Origin of the sequence: Arthrobacter sp. AB6 (assembly GCF_031844545.1) — a bacterium.
Taxonomy (GTDB): domain Bacteria; phylum Actinomycetota; class Actinomycetes; order Actinomycetales; family Micrococcaceae; genus Arthrobacter.
Genome location: NZ_JAUZVL010000018.1, coordinates 31,988 through 51,070, shown reverse-complemented (window position 1 = coordinate 51,070; position 19,083 = coordinate 31,988). Strand labels below are relative to the sequence as shown.

The 19,083-nt window shown below is 61.1% G+C and carries 18 protein-coding genes; 14 read left to right on the top strand and 4 right to left on the bottom strand.

Going from position 1 to position 19,083, the window contains the following annotated elements; genetic code table 11:
- The first annotated feature begins 182 nt into the window (after nucleotides 1-182).
- The 5 genes from Q9R30_RS14105 to Q9R30_RS14085 all read left to right on the top strand — a co-directional run bounded on the left by Q9R30_RS14105 (nucleotide 183) and on the right by Q9R30_RS14085 (nucleotide 4,029).
- Nucleotides 183-785 carry an XRE family transcriptional regulator gene (locus Q9R30_RS14105; protein ID WP_311217942.1) on the top strand — a complete coding sequence of 201 codons (603 nt, stop codon included), beginning with the start codon at nucleotides 183-185 and terminating at the stop codon, nucleotides 783-785.
- A complete protein-coding gene (locus tag Q9R30_RS14100; protein ID WP_311217941.1) occupies nucleotides 778-1,509 on the top strand; it encodes a phenylalanine--tRNA ligase beta subunit-related protein in 732 nt (243 codons plus the stop codon). Before Q9R30_RS14105 ends, Q9R30_RS14100 begins: the two co-directional genes overlap by 8 nt.
- A gap of 28 nt (nucleotides 1,510-1,537) precedes the next feature.
- Entirely contained in the window at nucleotides 1,538-2,008 is a 471-nt protein-coding gene (locus Q9R30_RS14095; protein ID WP_311217940.1) for an Lrp/AsnC family transcriptional regulator, read from the top strand.
- Between the two features lie 31 nt (nucleotides 2,009-2,039).
- Nucleotides 2,040-3,257, top strand: coding sequence for an aminotransferase class I/II-fold pyridoxal phosphate-dependent enzyme (locus Q9R30_RS14090; protein ID WP_311217939.1), 1,218 nt, complete (start codon nucleotides 2,040-2,042; stop codon nucleotides 3,255-3,257).
- 139 nt (nucleotides 3,258-3,396) lie between these two features.
- Complete coding sequence (locus Q9R30_RS14085) at nucleotides 3,397-4,029, top strand: flavin reductase family protein (RefSeq protein ID WP_311217938.1); 633 nt, start codon at nucleotides 3,397-3,399, stop codon at nucleotides 4,027-4,029.
- 109 nt (nucleotides 4,030-4,138) lie between these two features.
- On the opposite strand, the gene Q9R30_RS14080 is transcribed toward Q9R30_RS14085, so the two are convergent.
- Both Q9R30_RS14080 and Q9R30_RS14075 read right to left on the bottom strand, forming a co-directional pair.
- Nucleotides 4,139-5,083 carry an MFS transporter gene (locus Q9R30_RS14080; RefSeq protein ID WP_311217937.1) on the bottom strand — a complete coding sequence of 315 codons (945 nt, stop codon included), beginning with the start codon at nucleotides 5,081-5,083 and terminating at the stop codon, nucleotides 4,139-4,141.
- A 470-nt stretch (nucleotides 5,084-5,553) separates the two neighbouring features.
- A complete protein-coding gene (locus Q9R30_RS14075; protein ID WP_311217936.1) occupies nucleotides 5,554-6,453 on the bottom strand; it encodes a dihydrodipicolinate synthase family protein in 900 nt (299 codons plus the stop codon).
- A 125-nt stretch (nucleotides 6,454-6,578) separates the two neighbouring features.
- Here Q9R30_RS14075 and Q9R30_RS14070 point away from each other — a divergent pair, with 125 nt between their 5' ends.
- Entirely contained in the window at nucleotides 6,579-7,976 is a 1,398-nt protein-coding gene (locus Q9R30_RS14070; RefSeq protein ID WP_311217935.1) for a PLP-dependent aminotransferase family protein, read from the top strand.
- Between the two features lie 16 nt (nucleotides 7,977-7,992).
- Here Q9R30_RS14070 and Q9R30_RS14065 read toward each other — a convergent pair whose 3' ends face one another.
- Complete coding sequence (locus Q9R30_RS14065; RefSeq protein ID WP_311217934.1) at nucleotides 7,993-8,574, bottom strand: TetR family transcriptional regulator C-terminal domain-containing protein; 582 nt, start codon at nucleotides 8,572-8,574, stop codon at nucleotides 7,993-7,995.
- A 91-nt stretch (nucleotides 8,575-8,665) separates the two neighbouring features.
- Between Q9R30_RS14065 and Q9R30_RS14060 the strand changes: the two genes are divergently transcribed.
- From Q9R30_RS14060 to Q9R30_RS14050, 3 genes are all read left to right on the top strand, one after another.
- On the top strand, nucleotides 8,666-8,980 hold the full coding sequence (locus Q9R30_RS14060; protein WP_311217933.1) for an SMR family transporter: 315 nt from the start codon (nucleotides 8,666-8,668) through the stop codon (nucleotides 8,978-8,980).
- Entirely contained in the window at nucleotides 8,980-9,858 is an 879-nt protein-coding gene (gene ribA / locus Q9R30_RS14055) for a GTP cyclohydrolase II RibA (protein WP_311217932.1), read from the top strand. The genes Q9R30_RS14060 and ribA overlap by 1 nt, the downstream gene beginning before the upstream one ends.
- 62 nt (nucleotides 9,859-9,920) lie before the next feature.
- Entirely contained in the window at nucleotides 9,921-10,352 is a 432-nt protein-coding gene (locus Q9R30_RS14050) for a universal stress protein (protein WP_311217931.1), read from the top strand.
- 760 nt (nucleotides 10,353-11,112) lie between these two features.
- On the opposite strand, the gene Q9R30_RS14040 is transcribed toward Q9R30_RS14050, so the two are convergent.
- A complete protein-coding gene (locus Q9R30_RS14040; protein ID WP_311217929.1) occupies nucleotides 11,113-12,204 on the bottom strand; it encodes an IS630 family transposase in 1,092 nt (363 codons plus the stop codon).
- Between the two features lie 503 nt (nucleotides 12,205-12,707).
- Between Q9R30_RS14040 and Q9R30_RS14035 the strand changes: the two genes are divergently transcribed.
- The 5 genes from Q9R30_RS14035 to Q9R30_RS14015 all read left to right on the top strand — a co-directional run bounded on the left by Q9R30_RS14035 (nucleotide 12,708) and on the right by Q9R30_RS14015 (nucleotide 19,075).
- Entirely contained in the window at nucleotides 12,708-13,754 is a 1,047-nt protein-coding gene (locus Q9R30_RS14035) for a LacI family DNA-binding transcriptional regulator (RefSeq protein WP_311217928.1), read from the top strand.
- 499 nt (nucleotides 13,755-14,253) lie between these two features.
- Nucleotides 14,254-15,084, top strand: coding sequence for an ABC transporter ATP-binding protein (locus tag Q9R30_RS14030; protein WP_311217927.1), 831 nt, complete (start codon nucleotides 14,254-14,256; stop codon nucleotides 15,082-15,084).
- On the top strand, nucleotides 15,081-15,923 hold the full coding sequence (locus Q9R30_RS14025) for an ABC transporter permease (RefSeq protein WP_311217926.1): 843 nt from the start codon (nucleotides 15,081-15,083) through the stop codon (nucleotides 15,921-15,923). The genes Q9R30_RS14030 and Q9R30_RS14025 overlap by 4 nt, the downstream gene beginning before the upstream one ends.
- Entirely contained in the window at nucleotides 15,923-17,086 is a 1,164-nt protein-coding gene (locus Q9R30_RS14020) for an ABC transporter substrate-binding protein (protein WP_311217925.1), read from the top strand. The genes Q9R30_RS14025 and Q9R30_RS14020 overlap by 1 nt, the downstream gene beginning before the upstream one ends.
- A 609-nt stretch (nucleotides 17,087-17,695) precedes the next feature.
- Nucleotides 17,696-19,075, top strand: a complete 1,380-nt coding sequence (locus tag Q9R30_RS14015) for a hypothetical protein (RefSeq protein WP_311217924.1) — start codon at nucleotides 17,696-17,698, stop codon at nucleotides 19,073-19,075.
- Nucleotides 19,076-19,083 lie beyond the last annotated feature (8 nt).

Genomic DNA, 19,083 nt, shown 5'->3' with positions numbered 1-19,083 from the left:
AGGGATGGGGTCCCAGGCCGCGTCTCGGACCGCCCGGTACAAAGAGTGCGAGGCAAAGGAGTGCAACGCTGAAGCGGGGCACTCCTTTCCTTTCCTCTGGTTCTGCTTATTTCCCCACGGCATAGCTTGTTTGTACGCTCGAAGCATTGCAAAGTGCACTTGCAGTGCAGTATCATGCATTTATGGATGAAAACATCGCATCGCTGGCATCGGCCATCGGTGTCCGGGTTAAGCAGGAACGCCAGGCCCGCCGCTGGACGCTGGATCAGCTTGCCGAAGCCGCCGGGGTGAGCCGACGCATGCTCGTTAACGTGGAGCAGGCGACCACGAACCCAAGCGTCGGCACGCTGCTCCGACTCAGCGACGCCCTCGGCGTGGGGCTTCCCGATCTGGTTCAGTCGCCGGAGCAGAAAACCGTGAAGGTCACCCGCAGCGGTGAGGGTGCTGTGCTGTGGAGCAGCGAATCGGGCGGCCGCGGAGTGCTCGTGGCCGGCACGGAGCCCCCGGAAGTGGTGGAACTTTGGGACTGGACCCTTGGGCCCGGTGACCATCACGCCAGTGAGGCACACAGCCCCGGAACGAAAGAGCTGTTGCAGGTCCAGCACGGCACGGTTGCAGTTAGCGCCGGAGACCAAACGGTTATCCTCGAGGTCGGCGACTCGGTGACCTTCCCTGGCGACATAGCGCACTCCTATGCAAACAACGGCGCGGAGGCGGCGAGGTTTTCCCTCGCAGTTTTCGAGCGTGGTGTCGGCTCAGGGCATCGGGAGGCCGGCAATGAGTAGTGCCGCATCCCTTCAGAAGCTCCTCGACGAAACCCATGTCGAACCTGCGGTTTTCGAGCTGCGGCCAGACTACCGGGCCCTTTTGATCGCCGTAGACGGGCTCGTGCCCGGGCCCAGCGACGAAGCCAGCAACACCCTTCTGGAAAAGGCAGAGGCTGCAGCCCAGGCTGCACTGCGGGAGCGGAAGGTTGAACACCTTCCGCACGTTGCTGCGTGGCGAGAGGCGTACCAGAGCTTCGGAGCCAAGCCGAACCGCACACGCAACAGCCTGGAGGCGCTGGTACGTCGTGCCGATGCAGGGCTTCCCAGGGTCAACAGGCTCACCGACCTTTACAACGCCGTGTCCGTTCTGCACCAGATTCCGCTCGGCGGCGAAGACCTCGACCGCTACAGCGGGCCACCCAGGCTGCTCCGGGCCACCGGCCAGGAACCCTTCGACACGGTCGCCAGTGGAACACCGCTGGTCGAATACCCCGAGACCGGCGAAGTGGTGTGGTGTGATGACGAGGGCGTGACCTGTAGGCGCTGGAACTGGCGTCAAGGCCGACGCACACAACTGCACGAGGGCACCACCACAGCCTTGTTCATCCTGGACGCCCTTGGGCCCATAACCACCGAAGCCCTCCTTACTGCCGGCGAGGACCTCACAAGCCACCTTCTCTTGCTGGGCCCGGACGTCGTCGCCGCCCAGCACCTTGTCGGCGCCGGCACTGGCCTCGGGTAAGGACATCGACAAGATCTAGGACATCGTTGTGAAGCTACCGGCACTGGATTCAACCGACCTGAAGATCCTGAACGTCCTCCAGGACGAAGCAAGGCTTCCCTTGAAAACCATCGCTGAGCGAACCGGGATCAGCGCAGCCCAGTGCGAAGGGCGGATCTACCGGCTGGAGCTCGAGGGGCACATCGGCGGGTACACGATCATCCGCAACTTCCCGGATCCGGCCACCAGGCCCATTCCTGCGGTGATCAGGATTGCCCAGGAGCCGGGGCGCAGTGGGCACGACCTGCAGCGCAGCATGGAATCCCTCCCGGAAATCACCACAGCCGAGCACTTGAATGCCGACCACAGCATCCTGCTCCGGGTCCAGGTCCCCGACCTTGACCGCCTGAACAAAATCATCAGCTTTTTCAGGGCGCAGTCAGCAGTTCTGTCCCTTGAGGTATCAACATCCCAACCACTGATCAGCCACCGTCCAGCGTCTCAAACCATCGGGCACTGACGCGTCACACCGTTCGGAAGGAACAACAGCAATGAAGCGGACCCCAAGCAAGCACAACAGGGACTCTGTTCACGACGCCACGTGGGCAGTCCATGGCGGCAACAGCATCGACAAAGGCACCGGCGCGCTCCGCACCCCTTTGATCATGGCCAACTCCTACCTGCTGCCCGAGGACCCGTCGGACATGGACTGGTCAAGCGTGGACGATGGTCTCGTCTACACCAGGAACGCAGGCGCCAACCAGGTGGCGCTGGAAACCAAACTTGCTGCGATGGAAGGCGCCGAAGCCGCCGCCGCCTTCGCAACCGGTGTCGCAGCACTGCACGGGGTCTTCTTCAGTCTCCTGAAGTCCGGGGACCACGTCGTCGTTTCCAACGTCACCTATGAAGCGGTCTACCGCCTGTTCGGCGAACTGCTGCCGGAGAAGTACGGCATCGAGGCCACCTTCGTCGACGCCGATGATCTCGATGCAGTGCGCGGCGCAGTGCGCCCCAACACCAAGCTGATCCACGCCGAAACGATCGCCAACCCGACCACCAAGGTCGCCAATGTTGCAGCCCTTGCCGGCATCGCAAAGGAGGCCGGCGTCCTGCTGACCATCGACGCCACCTTCACCCCGGCCCCCTTCTACCGCGCCCTTGACGACGGCGCCGACCTGGTCATCCACTCGCTGACCAAATACATCAACGGCCACGGCGACGCCATGGGCGGGGTCGTCATCGGACGGCGCGAACTCGTCCAACACATCCGACACGACGCCATCGTCGACGCAGGAGGCGTCATCTCCCCCTTCAACGCCTGGATGATCATGCGCGGTTCAGTCACCCTGCCGCTGCGCCTCAAGCAGCAGTTCGCCAGTGCCGAGAAAGTAGCAGCAGTCCTCGAAGCCGAGCCCCGTATCGCCTACGTGCTGTACCCGGGACTGCCATCCCATCCCCAGCACGAACTCGCAGGCAAGCAATTCGGGGGTCGCGGATACGGTGGGGTGCTCGCGTTCGCTGTTGATGGAGACTCAGACACCCAGAACCGCTTCGTCAAAAACCTGCAGGTCATCACCTCCGCAGTCTCGCTCGGTCACGATGAAACCCTGGTTGTCCACGTCGGCCCGGACGCCCGAGGCGGATCGGAAAATTACCCGGCCTTATTCCACAAGTACGGACACCTGCGTCTCTCAATCGGCCTGGAGGATCCTGAAGACCTCATCGACGACATCCTCAACGCCCTGGACAAGACGTTCCCGGGTCAGTAACCAACAGCTGACCAGGAGCCTGGGGCGGGCATTGTCCGTCCCAGGCTCCTCGCATCCCGTTAGACCCGTTTCCCACTCCCCCGTCAAGCTGCCAGGCTTCAGTGGTTCCCTCGCGGGGTAACTGCACTCAAGGAATTCAATGGCCGCTTCCCAGCACGTCGTCATAAAGCCCAACGTCCTCTACGTCGGAACTCCTGTCATGCTTCTATGCACCGAAAATGCCGACGGGTCATTCAATGTCGCGCCGGCATCGTCGTACTGGGCGTTGGAGCACATGCTGGTCCTTGGGCTCTTCGCCGACGGCCAAACCATGGCCAACCTCCACGAGCGCCGAGGGCTCACCGTCAACTTCCCGGGCCCGGAGCTCTGGCGGCACGTTGAAGACATTGCTGATACCACCGGCGCAGATCCTGTCCCTGAGGCGAAATCCTCAAGGTACGTGCATGAGAACGACAAGTTCGGCCGGGCGGGGCTGACCCCTCAGGCATCGGAAATTGTGGTTCCGCCGCGCATCCAGGAATGTGCGCTGCAGTTCGAAGCAGAGGTTCGCCGTGCCACGCCCGGGCTGGGCGACTACTACCTTATAGAAGCTGAAGTGGTACGGATCCATGCCAGCGCCGACATCGTTGTTGCCGGGACAAACCATATTGATCCTCGATCTTGGGAACCGACCATCTACAGCTTCCGCCACTACTTCGGGCTCGGGGCAGAACATGGGTTTCGGCCGACCAGTGACACCGCGTCCCGCTTACGGCAGCCGCAGTCAGCCTAATCCGTGCATTAGGCCAGCAAGCCGTGCCAAGTTGCCCCGCAGATGTTTACGGTGGCAACTTGGCAGGGCGGTTACGGCATCGGCCGTAGATTCGTGGCCTGCAGCGGGTTCAGCTTCGGTTCAGGTCACGGCGGCGATCAATGATTGACGCGGTCACAGCCACCACGATGAGCCCGGCCGCGATGAACAGGGGCAGCTGGGTGGTTACGGCGACGATCGCGCCAGCGAACGCTGTGCCGGCAGATCCTGCGGTGATTTTCAAGGCACCAACCCAGACAAACACCTGCCCCCGCGCTTCAGCCGGTGCATACTCGCTCCGGGCTGCCAAGGTTGCAGCAAAAAAATAGGAGTTGAGCAGGCCAACGGCAGAGTAGGCCGCGACGGCCACGGGAAAAATCCCGGCGAAGGCGGCACCACACAGGCCGACCCCCACAGCAGCGGCCAGCCACGACATCAGCGGGTCCGCGTCTGCTCGCATCGGCCGGATCATTACCCCTGCAGAACCGGCCAGGCCGCCAAGCCCGTACGCTGCTGTGAGGACCCCTGCGGCAGCAGCACTGACACCAAGTTCCCCCGTCGACGCCACCGCAGTGATAGGCAGCGCTGCGACGGACAGGGCAATGACAACCGTCATGTAAAGGGTGCGACGCAAGGGGCCGCTGGAAATCATCAGCAGCAGGGTTCGTCCCGGCCGGGGTATATCCGCGGGGACCGCGGCGGGCGGCGCATACGGCAGAAGCCTGATGACAGCGGCCGCTACAAAGGTCGACCCGGCTAGGATCAACGCCGCGACCTCAGGGTCCGCCCACGCCGAGACAGCTGCCACCAGGGAGGGCCCGATGGTCCCGCCGATGCCGTAGGTGGCCACATCCCATCCCTGCGCCCGTCGCTGGCTGGTTTTGTCCGTGCCGGCAATGCCTGCCAGGCGGCTGCTGATTCCGCCGGTCAGGAGCGGACCCACCAGGCCCGACGCCACGAGCAGCAAGGCAGGGACAACGGGCCACGCCACCGGATAGAGCAGGACCGCTCCCGCCAAGGTCACACCGTGGGCCATGCAGGCCAAGGCAATCACCGTTCGCCCATCCCGAGCAGTGTCAAGACACCTGGCAATGAGCGGACCAAACAGATGCGGTGCAGTGATGCATGCAGCCAGAATCCCCGCCAGCCACCCCGGGGCGCCACTGCCCGTCACCAGCAGAACAATCGCGACGACGGCGCCACCATCCGCGCTGCGGGCTAACGTGGCTGCAAGGACATAACGGGCCAGACCTCCCCTGACAGCCGGCTTTTCAGCATGGGGTTGGATATGGTTTCTGCCCCCGAGGAGACTCATGCGGCCCTCCCCCGGGCTCCAGCCATGCGTCCGGAAGCGAACGCTATAGGGGTCCGCCTGTCAGCAACCCGCCCCCGCGGCTCCGCCAGCGCTCGGGGCTCTGCAACGGAACAACACGGACCAAGCATCATCGGCACACAGTCCGTGTTGCCGCTCTCAGCAGGCGTCGGGACGGCAGGCATGCTTCACCCTCACCCATCAGCCAAAGCCTCCAAGCCACAGACTCGAATAGCCTCTGCGACCCTTTCGCGGCCAACGCTGTCCAGGCCGCGCAAAGGCAACGGCAGGGCCGAAGACGGCACCAGCCTGAGGTCTTCGGCCAGAGCCGCGGTGACCCGCAAGCTTCCGTAGGCCCGGAACAGCGACCATATCGGCTCCAGCGCTGCAGAGGCTTCCAGAGCCAAGTCACTGCGGCCGGCCACTGCATGATCAACAATGGTTCTGGCCTGCCGCGGGAGGACCCCCGCAATCACGGAATACCAGACATCGGCGCCAGCCAGCAGCGCTTCGGCTGCCACCCAGTCCCCGCTGATGCCCACCGAAGTTTGCTCCGGCAGTAATGAGCGGAGCTGCCCAACCCGGGTGGACGCTTCGCCGACAGCGGGCGGCGGAATCTTCACCGAAGCGACTCCATGGATCTGCGCGATACGGGCATGAAGGTCATCGGAGAAGGTGAAACCCGTGGTGCCCGGGTTGTCGTACACAACAATGGGCAGCGCCGACGCCGCTGCCACGTCCTCGTACAGCCCAAGCACCTCCACTTCAGTAAGCCGCTGGTAGGACACGGGAGCCAGAAGTACGGCAGAAGCGCCCGCAACGTGGGCGTCCTCAGTCAGGGCCAGCACGTCGCGGGTGCGGACGGCCCCCACGCCTGCAAGGACCGGGACCCCATCAGCGGCGTCCACCGACGCTTCCAGCACGGCCCGGCGTTCCTCACGGGAAAGGTAAGCATAATTTCCTGTAGAGCCGAGGACTCCCAAGGAGTCCACCCCGGCCTGCGCTGCGCGGGACACCAGCGCGGCAAGTGCCTTGAGGTCGACCATTTCGCCATTCATGGGCGTCAGGGGAAATGCACTAAGTCCGGTAAACAAAAAAGTCCTTCTTTCATAGCAGTGCCTGCGGAGTGGCCGAGCGACGCTGAGGCCGGTACTGGTTTTATGGTGTCAAGAACTTTGGTCCTACACTAGGTCCAAGAATTGACAATCCGGGAGGTCCAATGGGCGAAGCTGAAATTCCACTTGGACTTGATCGGGAAAGCTCCGTGTCATTGGCTGCGCAGCTGGCAAATCAACTGCGTAGTGCCATCCTCCGCGGAATTTTGAAGCCAGAACACACTCTCCCTGCTACCCGGCGGCTGGCTTCAGAGCTCGGCATCTCAAGGGGCGTTGTGGTACGAGCGTTTGAACAGCTCTCCGGCGAGGGGTTTCTCGAAAGCAATGGAGCAGGTGGGACGAAGGTCGCGGTCCGCCCCGACATTCAAAACTCGTCTTCTGCAAAGAGGCGCACCGGCAAGGCTAAGACCGCCCCGGAGCTGATTGACCTGACCCCGGGCCGGCCGTCGGGGGCCCCGTTCAAGGGCCGGGAATGGCGCAACGCCTGGAAGAAGGCACTGTCGGAGGAAGGAACAACCCATCTGCCCCCGGCCCTCGGAACAGCCCTGCTGAGGGAGGCCGTCGCCGAACACCTGGCCCTATCCCGGGGGCTCGCCGTGGACCCGGAGGACGTCATTATCACTGGTGGCACCAGTGATGCGCTGCATCTCGTAGTTGCCATGCTCCGCAGCCGTCGGGGAAGTCCTCGCATTCTTGTTGAAGACCCGGGATACCCGACAGCGTGGCGCGTCATGTCCGCCGCCGGGGCGCTGCTCCAGACTGTTCCGGTCGACGAGAACGGCGTCAGAAGTACCCAGCTGGCCGCGCTCGAGGACACTCCTGACGCGATTCTCATAACACCCAGCCACCAGTACCCGCTGGGCGGACGAATGGCCGTTCAGGAACGGCTGGGTCTTCTCAAATGGGCCGACCAGCGTGGTGTTCTCGTTTTGGAAGACGACTACGACAGCGAATTCCGCCACAGCAGAATGCCCCTTCCCGCTGTAGCATCCCTTCCTACAAACGCCGAGGTGGTGATTTTGGGGACGTTTTCAAAAAACTTGAGCCCCTGGCTGCGATGCGGATACCTCGTCGTCCGCGGAGACGCTGGCCAAAGGCTCAAAGCATCACGTGAAGCCCTGGACACTCCCGTAGCCGGGGTCCTGCAGCAAGCACTCGCCCACTACATCCAAGGAGGCGGGCTCTCACGGCACACCGCGCGGGCGCGTCGGGAATACGCGCACCGGCGTGCCCTGCTCATTGAGCGGTTAGGGTCCCGCGAGGATCTCGAACTGGGCGCACTCGACGGAGGACTCCACGCCGTCATCCGCTTTCAGCAACCCGAAGCCGCGACCGTGGCCGCGCAGGCACTTCAGCAAGGAGTCCGCGTCGTGACCCTTGCCGGGTACTACGCTGACCGTCCTCCCGGGAACGGCTTGGTCATAGGGTACGGGGCGGTCTCCGACCTTCAGCTGGCCCAGGCCCTGAAGGTCATCGCAGACCTGCTGGACGAGGCTCACTGAAAACCCAACGCGAGCCCTAGTTGTTTGCCATCTGCTCAAGATGCAGGTCCAGGACTTCTACCGCCCATGCGCAGTCGTCATCGGCGTCCTGGCGAATGATATGCAGTGCCAGCCCGTCAATAAGGGCATGAACCCGGGCCGCTTCCACCCCCTGCCGATCACGTTCATCATTGATCATCATGGTCACAGATTTAGTACAAACACTGCGCAGGAAGCTGTGCGCCGCCCGATAACCTGGGCGCAAAACGACATCTGTCGTAGCCGCAGTGCCCAGGGCTAGGAACGCCTCCATCTCAGTGCGCCGTTCCAGGTCCAAGGGCAGGAGCTCCAAAAGCATAGCCCTGGCCCGGTCCCGGCTGGCAGGCCCCTCCGGTAGGAGCGCAAGCCGGCCTTTGAGGCGTTCAATGACAAGGGCGACAGCCCGTTCACGAACCTTGGCCTGGGAGGGAAGGGTGTAGCGGAGCGAGCTCGGCGGTAAGCCGGCCTCCGCGGCAACGTTCCGGACTGATAGGCCGACCAGGCCGTCCCTCACCAGCACGCGCCAGGCCGCCTCGGCGACAAGGCGGTCCCGTTCTTCTACATCCACACTCCGGCCCATCACAAAATTCTCGCACAGTCGTACGAACTGTGCTAAAAATGAATCCGTACAGTCGTGCGAATCGGATTAACCAACGGCAAGGACAGATGGAATGGCGTGGCTAGTGCTAGTACTTTCCGGCGTGCTGGAAGCAGTCTGGGCAACAGCGCTCGGCGCCTCGGACGGGTTCAAGCGCAAAGTACCCACGTTCATTTTTGTGGCCTCGATGGCGCTCAGCATGGCCGGCCTGGCCTTTGCGATGACTGAACTCCCTACCGGCACCTCATACGCTGTATGGGTGGGCATTGGGGCGGTGCTGACCGCGGCAGTGGCTGTGGTCCGCAAACAGGAACTCCTGTCCCTGGGGCGTGCTGCCTTGCTGACCGCTCTTGTCGGCTGTGTTGTCGGATTGAAGGTAGTCAGCTGATGCACTGGATCGTCCTTCTCGCCAGCGCAGTCCTCGAGGCCGTGTGGGCCACCGCCCTGGGCCAAAGCCAGGGCTTCACTGCCCCAGTTCCGACGGCGATTTTCGCAGTTGGAATGATCCTCAGCATGCTCGGTCTTGGGTATGCGGCCAAGCGCATCCCCATGAGCACCGCATATGCCGTCTGGACCGGCACTGGAGCAGCCCTGACTGTGACATGGTCGATGCTGACAGGAGACGAGTCACCCACCGTCCTGCGCGTGCTGTTCCTCGCCGGAATCGTAGCCTGCGTAATAGGCCTAAAGCTCGTTCCTGCAAGTCCACACAGCGCGACAGTCAACTCGCCAACACCCGCCGAGATACGAGACAAGATCAATGTGCCACTTCGATTCGCCGATGGCTTCACAGCCACTGCGACCGTCTTCACCTTCGACGGTCTCAAGGACGGCAAGGAACACCTTCTGTTGTCATTCGGCGGACGGGAGCAGGCAGTTGGCAACGCCAACTCGTCAGAAAAGCCACCTCTGGTCCGGCTCCACAGCGAATGCATGACAGGGGATGTCTTCGGCAGCCAACGCTGTGACTGCGGCCCGCAGCTCCGTGAAGCCGTCGAAAAGATCGCCCTCGAAGGTGGCTTCCTGCTGTATCTCCGCCAAGAAGGACGCGGCATCGGACTCTATTCCAAAATTGAGGCCTACGCCCTCCAGGACAAAGGCCTTGACACGTTCGAGGCCAACATCGCACTAGGCCACAAAGAAGACGAACGAGAATACTCCACAGCCGTGGACATCCTTCGTGCAGTCGGGGTCCACAAGGTCCGGCTTCTGACCAACAATCCGGACAAGGCCAAACAGTTGCACAACTTGGGCATCGAGGTTTAAGCACCATCTCAAAAAGCTTCAACCCACCACCCGAGCCACCCCGAAGAAGAAGGAACATGTCCATGCCAGTGATAATCGTTGGAGTAGATGGCAGCCCCACCGCCATGAAAGCCGCCAAATCTGCACGGCAGAAAGCCCTCGCGCTCAATGCCCGTCTCCACGTCGTGACCGCATTCGATAGCGGGAGCGCCGAGTTCTATGGAAGCGACAGCGACACTTGGGTCGCCCCCGATGCCTACAGCGCCCAGCAAATTGCCCAAAGTGTTGCCAGTGAACTGCAGACTCCGGAACTGACCGTCACATTCTCAGCAGCCCGCGGCAAACCGGCTGAAGTGCTGATTGAAGAGGCGGAGCGTCACCATGCCCAAATGATCGTCGTGGGCAACATCCGCATGCGCGGACTTGGAAGGGTCCTGGGAAGCGTCGCCAACAGCGTGGCGCACAATGCCCCCTGCGATGTGCTGATCGTCAAGACCGACAATCTTCACATCTGAGGCCCTAACCAGTTGATTGACCGCCTCGCAATAGAGCATGCCTAGATTTGCCCATCCTCCGGCGCGATAAACAACTCCTACTGGGCCGTACCCCAAAGGAGCGCGGATGGAGTCGTTACAGGGCACAACATGCCCATCGTGAATCCGTGTTCGGCGCCTTCCACCGGTAACGCCCTGCCTGCTAAACTTCAACACCTGGCTGAACAAGGTGTAGCGATTTCTTCGCCTCGAATGCAACCGATGGGAACCTTGACGATGGCGAGTCAGCGTGAGGCGTCGCCAGGGCCGCGGGTGGCTGCTTGAAGCTCGGACACATCGGCGGCTGGCGCCGCCGGCCGGCTTACTGAACGCATGCGAAGAAGCGCGACGGCAGAAATGATGAACCAGGCAACATTGAGGGCTACGGAGGGCCACGCTCCGTGGAACCCGCTATTGATGATGAAGCCGCAGGCACCGAAGAGATTTGCCGTCTGAAATGCTCTGCCGGGCTTTAGCCAACCCATGGAGACGGCCAAATAAGCGCCGAGTATCGCAGCCGCCCCTGCCCAGCCGGTGATTTTCCAAAGAAGTTCCATGTGTCCTTTCGTGAGTAGCGCCCTGCTCTTTGCCGACTTGGGCGTTATAACTGCTCTCCCCGGGTGCCATTCGAATGAATTGGCTCCTGGCGAGAATCTTGCTCGACCTCGTCCTCTGCCTTGTAGAATGCAGACGCAGGCAACGAGCGAAAAAGCGTAGTCCGGGGTCGATAGGAAGAGCCGACCTAGTGTCCTGCGCCTGAAATTCGGTTCAGAAGTCGTCCGAGGGATTCGAGGATTTGTTCGGCGGTTTTTGTCCAGGTGAAGGGTGTGGGGTGCTCGTTCCAGGTCTTCACCCAGGCCCGGATGTCGGCCTCGAGTGCCTGGACTGAGCGGTGGTCGCTGCGGCGGAGCAGGTCGTCGGTGACGAAGCCGAAGAACCGCTCGACCTGGTTAATCCACGATGAGTAGGTCGGGGTGAAGTGCATGTGGAAGCGGGGGTGGTTTTCAAGCCAGGCCTTGACGGCCGGGGTTTTGTGGGTTTGGTAGTTATCACAGATCAGGTGCACGTCCAAATCCGCGGGGACTTGGGCGTCGATCTTGGTCAGGAATTTCTTGAACTCCACCGCGCGGTGTTTCCGGTGCAGGGAGGAGATCACAGACCCGTCCGCAGTGTTCAGGGCCGCGAACAGGGTCGTGGTTCCGTGCCGGACGTAGTCGTGGGTCCGTTTCTCGGGCATGCCGGGCATCATCGGAAACGCCGGCTGGGAACGTGCGAGGGCCTGGGCCTGGGATTTCTCATCCACGCTCAGCACCACTGCCGATTCCGGCGGGTTCAGGTAGAGCCCGACCACGTCGTAGACCTTGTCCACGAACTGCGGATCGGTGGAGAGCTTGAACCCGTCGGCGCGGTGCGGCTTGAGTTCAAACGCCTTCCAGATCCTGCCGATCGTGGACTTCGAAAGGCCGGTCCGTTCGGCCATCTTGGCCCGGGACCAGTGCGTCGCGTTCGTCGGCGTCGATTCCAGGGTCGCGACCACGACGTCCTCGACCTCCTCGGCAGTGACAGTGGCCGGCCGACCCGGCCTGGGCTCGTCGACCAACCCGTCCAGACGCTGTTCCAGGAACCGGCGCCGCCATTTCGCAACCGTGTGCGGTTCGACACCGCACCGGGCAGCGGCCGCCACGTTCGTCAGCCCTTCGGCGCTGGCCAAAACGATCTTCGACCGCGTCGCCAGCGACTGGGACGACTTCGCCCTGCGGGACCACCGCACCAGGGCCGCCCGTTCCTCATCCGTCAGTTCCAGCAAGGCCTTAGGCCGCCCAACATTCGCCATACCCCATTCTACAATTAGGAAGCGAATTTCAGGCGCAAGACACTGGCCATCCCTTGGCCTAATGCCTGAGTAATTTCCCGCGTCGTCACCTCCGTCAAGACTAGAACAGTCCTTCCGGTGGAGGATCGCATGGGAGGGCTATAAGCTCGTTTGCTGCGTAGCCGTCGGCAACAAGTTGGCAGCCTTCCGCAATTCAGTAATAGGTTTTGTGCCTGGTGACGGCAGCAGGGCGCGGTTCCGGGAAGGCGAGAGTCACACCATTCGGGCAGCGACGAACGGCGGCACCGCTAGGAAGACTAACAGCGGCAGGACCATGTACCCGCCGGGCAAAACTGATAGGCGACTGCCGACTTCACTACGTCGCCAACAATATGGCCCTCCACCAGTAACACCCGTCGTAGGCACGAAAACTTACGCAAAAGTTGGGAATCCTGATATCGTAAGTTTCCTGACGGGAGCGACATGAATATCATCGTTTCGCAGCACGAAGGAGGAGCGAGCACGTGGAGAATGCGATGGTTCGACCACTGCGTCCGAGCTTGCAGCAGGTGGCCTCAATCGCCGGCGTCGCTCCATCCACCGTGTCGCGTTTTTTGAACGGAAAATTAGCGATTGCCTCCGATACGGAGGAGCGGATTTTGAAGGCTGTTCAAGAGACCGGGTATCGGCGAGTGCGTGATCGACCTTCTGCTGTTTCAGCCACATCTGAGAGAGTCGCTCCAGCGAATGTGATAGCAATAGTGGTGCCTCGTATCCGAGACGGCTACTTCGCCGACTTGGCTGAGTATGTGGGAGACGCCGCCGAGCGGAACGGGTTCGCGTCCTTCGTATACTCGACGAGGGACCGCACTCTGGACAATGACGCCATCGTTGAAATGCTTGCCTCTGACGGAGTTTGCGGTGTTATTTACGCCGGGCTTCAGCGTACTCATAGTGGCATCCAACAAGTCCTGGAGGCAGGCAAACCGGTTGTGGCCCTCGCCGAGCCAATTCCCGGAGTTGCTGTAGCCACCGTTCGCGTTGATCATTATTCCGGCGCGAATCAGGCTGTCGCGTACCTAACGCGCATGGGCCATCGAAAGATTGCCCTTATCGGGGGACCGGAATGGCTTGAATCAAACAAAGAGAGCAGCAAAGGGTTCAGCGAAGCACTTCGCCAGTCAGGCGTTGATCCCGAGGATCAATTGCAACTGTTTGGCGAGATCAGCAAAGAGTTTGGCACCGCGGCTCTTTCAGAAATCCTCTTGTCACCCAAGCGGCCTTCGGCCGTCTTCGTCACCGCAGACGAGATCGCCTTGGGGATATACAGTGCAGCCAAGGACCTAGGCGTGCGCATTCCCGAGGATCTTTCCATCGTAGGATCCGACGATATTTTCTTTGCCCGGCATTTGACTCCCGCTCTCACGTCAGTTCGGCTTCCCCGGGATCGTATGGCCGCCATGGCTGTAGACATCTTAATCTCGCGCCTAGGTGGTACTGACATCCCGGCGTCGGACGTTCGACTTCCCGTGACGCTTGTAGTGCGGGACTCCGTTGTATCCCTAGCCTGATATCAGGCTTTCTCTAGGTGCACACCCGCCGGGTTCCCGGCATCTGTACCGGGACGCTTGGCCCTTGGCGCTCGTACTTTTCTTGATTCCTTCTTGTTGCGGACACAGCTCTTGAAGTAGCGCCTTGCGATGACATGCACGCCAAGGAGCGGCAGGTTCATCAGGCATGCGCTCTAGCTGGCTGCTCATACCAGCACAACATGCGCTGCGCGCTACGAAAAAAAGAACAATTTTTAAAAATAGGCGCAATTTTTCGCATGCTCAGGTATGGTTCATGTCACAGCACAATCTTGGATCATCTAGGAGATTCACGAACCCGTGGCGCCCTTCGCGTACATCCCCTTGGTTGATCTGATTCCGGGTGCCGCTCCCGAGGAGACGCGCGCTGAGGAACACCGCGTAAGGGGGTCGGCTCCGTCGCTCGCTAATGAGGGAACGGTTCCCCCCCGGATGAGAAAGTCCCCGAACTGATGCATATGTATTTGGAAAGGTCCGTGAAATGACAGCACAACAGGGTTTAGGTGCAACCCTCCAGGGAGATCAGGGCCGAGGTGCTGATCTGTATATGAAATTTAGCGATGTAGGCCTGCGATACTCCGGTCAGGGGCCGGAAATTCTCGGCGGGATTGATCTTGATGTCCGCCGCGGTGAAGTGGTGTGCCTCCTCGGCGCCAGCGGCTGCGGCAAATCGACACTGCTGAACATCGCAGCCGGTTTTCTGGTTCCAAGCAAGGGGAAGGTCACCGTTGGTGGCGCCCCGATAGCTGGCCCCGGTGCCGACCGTGTAATGGTCTTTCAGGAAGAAGCCATTTTCCCTTGGTACACAGTTCGGCAGAACGTTGAGTACGGTCTTCGGGTACGTGGCGAGTCGGCGTCGGAGCGCCGGGCCAAGGCGGCCAGAGCGATCGAGCTCGTCGGCCTGACGGCTTATGCCGATGCCTATCCCCGTCAGCTCTCGGGGGGTATGCGAAAGCGCTGCGATATGGCCAGGGCCATCGTCGTCGAGCCCGAAGCGCTGCTCATGGATGAGCCATTTGCCGCACTTGATGTGATGACCAAAGAGCGGCTTCAGATTCAGTTCCGAGAAATTTGCCGCGGCCGGGATGTTACCTCCCTTTTTGTCACCCATGATCTTGAGGAAGCGCTGTTCGTCGGCTCGAAAGTCGCAGTCCTTCGGAAGGGGCCAGGACCATTCCTCGCCCTAGTAGATGTGCCGTTTGGCCCTGATCGCGATCCAGCGATCAAAACATCACCTGAGTTCCAGGCGCTGCGTCGGGAACTTTCCTCTTACATCGAGGATGACCCAGCAAATACCAAGGAGGCAGCATGACCACCACCAGCCACAAAGTCCGGCCCAAGGCTGCGCGCGCCGTCTGGCTGGGCAACACCTCACGCATCGGCGAGGGCCTTATCATCCCGGCAGTGCTGATAGCAGCCTGGTTCATCGTCACCGGATTTGGCTTCATCGATACGTTGTATCTCCCCAGTCCCGAGCAGTTCGTTGACAGCTTCCTTGACCTCATGCCGCGCCTTCCGAGCGCCATCATTATGACAGTGGGCATGACACTAACCGGGTTCCTCATTGGAACCGGATTAGGGATCCTTGTGGGCCTCCTCCTCGCCTACAGCGTGAGGATCAGGAACTTGTTCGGGGGCGTGTTTGAGGCGCTCCGCCCTGTTCCGGTCTTCTCCCTCATCCCGCTCTTCATCCTGTGGTTCGGCCTCGGTACAACGGCCCAGGTCATCCTGGTGGCATTCGGTACCTTCGTCGTCCTGGTGGTCTCAACGCTGGAAGCTATCCGCAACGTCTCTCCGATCTACATTAAGGCCGGGTTGAATCTCGGAGCCTCGCGAAGCTTCCTGTACCGCACCGTTGTCGTCCCCTCGATTACCCCGCACCTGGCCGGGGCGGTACGAGTCTCCGCCGCAGCCTCATGGGGGCTCGGGGTAGCTGCAGAATTTATCGGCGCACAGGACGGCCTTGGATACCTGATGCTGAACCGCCAAACCTTCCTCGATACCGCAGGAATCCTCAATCTCGTGGTCATCTACAGCCTCATTGCGCTGCTCTTTGATTTCCTCATCCGTTCTGTCCAACGCCGAATCCTGCGGTGGACAGAACGGGATCAAATGTCAAGCCATGTCGGTTCAGTACTAGGAGTAAAATAATGAAATTCATTCGCGATAGCGCGCCGTCAAAGCTGCGGCGGCGAATGGCTGCAGCAGTGGCAATAGCGACCGCTGGCGTAATTGGCCTCAGCGGGTGCTCAGCCTCCCCAAGCGCCGGGGGCGCTGAGGAAGTCACTACAGTCAAAATGGCCCTTCAACCCCTGCATCAGTACGCCGCATGGGAATTCGCCGAACAGTCTGGCATGGCGGAGGAACTCGGACTCAACCTGGAATTCACCTGGCTGCCGCAAGTCGATACCGCTGTCCAGTCACTGGCCCGCCAAGACCTCAACGTTGTCAGCACATGCACAGCATGCAATTTCCCCTATCTGAAGCAATCCCCCAACCTTCGTGATGCCATGATCATCAGCCAGTTCAAAGGGTTCATTCTCATAGGCCACTCCGATGCACCCAGCTATCAAGCCCTCGTCGCCGGCGGCGCCGAACCCGAAGCGGCCCGCAAGGAGGTGCACTCCTATCTCGCGGGGAAAACGTTCGTGCTACGGGAGTCCGCTTTCGGTGCGCTCCTGAACGGAATGCTGGAATTCGCCGGACTGACTCGAGACGACATTAAGGTCGTCGATGTCGCTGACGATGCTCGCGCAGCCCAGGCATTCCTTCAGGGCGAGGCCGATTTCTACATCGGTTCGTTGGCGCAGGAGTCCAAACTGCTACGAGAATATCCAAACCGCGTTGTCAACGTCGGCGGCGCCGAAATCATCGGTCCCGGCGGCCTTTGGTACGACACAATGGCGGTGGACCAACGCTGGCTGAGCAACAACGAGGACACGGTGGTCAAGCTGACTGCCCTGTGGGCGCGCGTTGCCCGCTACGTAAATGAGAAACCCGACGCCGTCGTGCCCACCATCATGAAGTCTGTCAACGAACGATCCGGATCCTCATTCGAGGATGGTGAAATCGAGCAGATTCTCAACGATTTCATTGGTTTCGCGAGCCTGGAACGATGGGAAGCCGATACCTTCAATCCGAGTTCCGAGCTCTACTGGCGTAAGTCACTTAATTTCTACGCTGCCCAGAACGTGAAGGACGGCGTCCTGCCAGCAGACATAGACGTCAACGCACACTACGTCGCGGAGGACTACTACAAAAAGCTTCGCGAAAATCAAGAACTTGTCGACTGGATCAAGGCGCCCCTGAAGTAGTGCCGCCCTCGCGCCTCAGGACCGTCCCTAGCAGAGGGGGCGGGGAACCTGCCGGGCACCTGTAGGCCCTGGGCGACGATCCTGCCCAAGCATGAAACCGGAAAGCCCGCCATTGCCCCCAATGGCGGGCTTCCCCTCGTTAAGTTGTGCTGCGCCCGGAATCAACACGGCTAAAGGCACGACGGTGGGCCCCGCTCTTCCATCGGCCGGGATCCCGGCAGCTCCATCACCCGCGTAGCTCATCAGGCCGACGAATTCTTCAAACAACGGCAGGGGGCCATTAGGTACGCGTTGCGTCGTCCGTCCGACACCGGCCGAAGTGGTTTCCCAGGAGCAGCCCGGACCCCAAACTGCGGGGCCAGGGGGATCCCCCGCCGTCCTGCCGATTCGGAAATTCACAGGAGCGACGCCAGTTACACGAAGGCCGTTCATCCTTCCGCACGGGCGGCGTTTTCCTACGCCAGTAGACGCCACTGTTACACATTTGTTACGCAATGCCTCGCCGATATAGCGTAAAGTATTCGCAACAGTTCGCGCAATATTGCGCAACGCTGGGCCGGTGAGGCCAGCTGCAACACCGCGCTCCTAACACCCAACGGAAGGAACATCATGGCAACTCTTAAAGCCATCCCGATGCCCGAGATCGCTCTCCCCACTGTTCGTCCGGGCGTCCCGGTCAGCGAGTACGCTCGGCGGATCGAGGAGACTATCTCCGCCATTCGCGAAGAGGGACTGGATGTACTGGTTGTTTTCGGAGACCGCGAGCAGTCGGGTGATCTGCATTTCCTGACCGGCGTTGACCCTCGCTTTGAGGAAGCAATCCTCCTGCTGGACAGCAACGGCAAGCGGTCCATCCTCCTTGGTAACGAAAATCAGTCAGTCGGCCCTGGCTCGTCCTTGGGAGTTGAGCAGGTGCTGTACCAGGAACTGAGCCCGCTTGGGCAGTTCCGCCACAATCCGGTACAGCTTGCCGAAGTCTTGGCCGGGTTCGGAATCAGCGCCGGAACCAAGGTCGGAATCGCGGGCGGTAAGTACCTTACTGCCGGTTTTGTAAAGGACCCGCAGAACTCCTTCACCGTGCCGTCCTACCTGGTGGACACCGTTAGGGAGCTTGCGGGGCACGCCAATGTCCAGAACGCTGTTGAGATCTTCCTCAACCCCTCCCGCGGACTTCGCACGGTCGCGGACGTGCACCAGATGGCTGAGTACGAATACGCGGGTGCTGTGTGCTCTGTCAGCGTCCATCGCGCGGTCCGCGCCCTGCGCCCTGGAGCCGTCTCATGGCAGGTAGCCGACACCATGTTCAGCTTTGGTCTTGAGCGCAGCGTGCACGACATGGTCAACCTCGGCAGCAGGACTGCACAGGGGTTGAAGAGCCCGATGCACCAGGTGGCAAAGCTTGGTGATGCGTACCAGGTGGCGCAGGGCATCCGCGGTGCCCTGACTTGCCGCAGCGGCGCCATCGCCAACACCGTTGATGACCTTGCCGAGGATGTGCGCGAGTTCTACCCGGCGCTGAGCGGGGCCTACTTTGACACCCTCGTCACCTGGTACGAGGCCCTGGCTTTGGGCGTCACGACCGGTGACGTCTTCTCCGCAGCCGACAAGTCCCGGAACGACGACCTGTTCGACTTTGCCCTCAACCCCGGGCACCTGCTCGACTTCGAGGAGTGGAGTGTCTCCCCGTTCACCGCCGGGGACCGCACCCGCCTCCGCTCCGGCATGGTGCTCCAAGGCGACATCATCCCCGCCGGCAAGGGACCGCATGTCGGGGTAAACGTCGAGGACGGACTCGCACTGGCCGACCAGGAGCTCCGCACCCAGATCCAGAACCTCTACCCCGAGATGTGGGAACGCATCACAGCCCGCCGCGAATACGTCACCAAAAACATCGGTGTCGAGCTCGACGAAAGCGTCCTGCTCTTCAGCAACACTCCGCTTTGGCACGCGCCGTTCTCCCTCGACACCTCACGCGCGCTGACCAAGTAGTCATAAGG

Coding starts and splice junctions, on each gene's coding strand:
- Q9R30_RS14105 (WP_311217942.1), top strand. CDS start 183: ATGGATGAAAACATCGCATCGCTGGCATCGGCCATCGGTGTCCGGGTT.
- ribA (WP_311217932.1), top strand. CDS start 8,980: ATGCACTGGATCGTCCTTCTCGCCAGCGCAGTCCTCGAGGCCGTGTGG.
- Q9R30_RS14040 (WP_311217929.1), bottom strand. CDS start 12,204: ATGGCGAATGTTGGGCGGCCTAAGGCCTTGCTGGAACTGACGGATGAG.
- Q9R30_RS14030 (WP_311217927.1), top strand. CDS start 14,254: ATGACAGCACAACAGGGTTTAGGTGCAACCCTCCAGGGAGATCAGGGC.
- Q9R30_RS14080 (WP_311217937.1), bottom strand. CDS start 5,083: ATGGCCCACGGTGTGACCTTGGCGGGAGCGGTCCTGCTCTATCCGGTG.
- Q9R30_RS14060 (WP_311217933.1), top strand. CDS start 8,666: ATGGCGTGGCTAGTGCTAGTACTTTCCGGCGTGCTGGAAGCAGTCTGG.
- Q9R30_RS14015 (WP_311217924.1), top strand. CDS start 17,696: ATGGCAACTCTTAAAGCCATCCCGATGCCCGAGATCGCTCTCCCCACT.
- Q9R30_RS14070 (WP_311217935.1), top strand. CDS start 6,579: ATGGGCGAAGCTGAAATTCCACTTGGACTTGATCGGGAAAGCTCCGTG.
- Q9R30_RS14090 (WP_311217939.1), top strand. CDS start 2,040: ATGAAGCGGACCCCAAGCAAGCACAACAGGGACTCTGTTCACGACGCC.
- Q9R30_RS14050 (WP_311217931.1), top strand. CDS start 9,921: ATGCCAGTGATAATCGTTGGAGTAGATGGCAGCCCCACCGCCATGAAA.
- Q9R30_RS14100 (WP_311217941.1), top strand. CDS start 778: ATGAGTAGTGCCGCATCCCTTCAGAAGCTCCTCGACGAAACCCATGTC.
- Q9R30_RS14020 (WP_311217925.1), top strand. CDS start 15,923: ATGAAATTCATTCGCGATAGCGCGCCGTCAAAGCTGCGGCGGCGAATG.
- Q9R30_RS14085 (WP_311217938.1), top strand. CDS start 3,397: ATGGCCGCTTCCCAGCACGTCGTCATAAAGCCCAACGTCCTCTACGTC.
- Q9R30_RS14025 (WP_311217926.1), top strand. CDS start 15,081: ATGACCACCACCAGCCACAAAGTCCGGCCCAAGGCTGCGCGCGCCGTC.
- Q9R30_RS14065 (WP_311217934.1), bottom strand. CDS start 8,574: ATGGGCCGGAGTGTGGATGTAGAAGAACGGGACCGCCTTGTCGCCGAG.